We start from the raw sequence: 1,290 nt of genomic DNA, 5'->3' as shown, positions 1-1,290 counted from the left end.
CCAAGGCTCGCTAAGAATTTAAGGATATAGACTACTAATTTGGCTCTAAAAGCTTCCATTATTCACTACTTGATAATTAATCACGGTGCTAATTTTAGAGCATTAAGCCAGGAAAATCTTGCTTAAATATCACTAGGCCACGAAGACTTTTTGCCAAATCTCCGTTACCTTGCTGCATGTTTCAGCATAATCAGCGATCGTTGTTTTATCCGCCTCATCAGCCAAGCTATTTCGATGCAAACCAGAACGCAGCTCCCGATAGGATGCACTCAGTACGGATAAATCAATGCCTTCAAAACAATCCAGCTTCTCTAAAACCTCTAATATGCGAATATTATCGGTCCAGTCCATCAAGCTAGAATCTTGGTGCGCGAAGTTCAACACGCCAAACTGGGTGATAAATTCGATATCCACCAGACCACCATCACCTTGCTTGATACTTCCCGCTTTGGCGGCAGCCTTCATTTTTTCGCGCATAGCTTTAACTTCTGCCCTAAGCTCAGCTTCATCTCTGGGTGCTGCCAGTATGTCTCGTCGAACCAGATTAAAATTTTCGATAAGCTTTGGGTCACCCGCAATACCACGCGCCCTAACTAAAGCTTGATGTTCCCATGTCCAAGCATCATTTTGCTGATACTTTTTGAACGCAGCTAGCGACGACACCAACATTCCAGAATTGCCCGAGGGACGCAAACGCATGTCTGACTCATACAGCATTCCTTGCGTTGTCTGAGCTGACAGAATATGAATTATTCTCTGCCCTAGACGCATATAAAATACCTGATTATCAATCGACTTTGGCCCCGATGTCACGCCATAGTCATCAGCGTCATAGAGAAAGACCATATCCAGGTCAGAGCTATAACCTAACTCCAAGCCACCTAGCTTCCCGTAACCAATTGCGGCAAAACCTTCGCCAGCAATCCCTTTCTCGTCACTGCTTAAACCACTTGGCACACCGTGTTTAACGACTAGATTATGCCATGCGATGGCTAAAGACTCTTCCAGAAGGACTTCGGCCAACCATGTTAAGTAATCACTTACTTTCATTAAAGGCAAGTGTCCACCTAACTCCGATGCAGCCACACGCAACATATGAGATTGTTTGAAAGTTCGTAGGCAGTTCATTTGAGTTTCCAGATCATCCTCTGGAATTCTCAACATTTGCTGCCTTAGCTCATCTTGTAATTGCTCTCGATTCGGTGGATGGAATAGACTTCGGGCATCCAGCAACTCATCAAGAATAACCGGACTTTCAAACAATCTCATATGTTGCGTGTGGCTGCATCG

The 1,290-nt window shown here is 44.6% G+C and carries 1 protein-coding gene; it reads right to left on the bottom strand.

The window, feature by feature from the left end:
* Positions 1-132 precede the first annotated feature (132 nt).
* Positions 133-1,290, bottom strand: a 1,158-nt coding sequence (gene glnE / locus A3735_RS27645; protein WP_231882676.1) for a bifunctional [glutamate--ammonia ligase]-adenylyl-L-tyrosine phosphorylase/[glutamate--ammonia-ligase] adenylyltransferase, incomplete at its 5' end; no start/stop codon positions are given.

It is taken from the genome of Oleiphilus sp. HI0061 (genome assembly GCF_001635675.1).
This window is presented reverse-complemented; position numbering and strand designations above follow the sequence as displayed.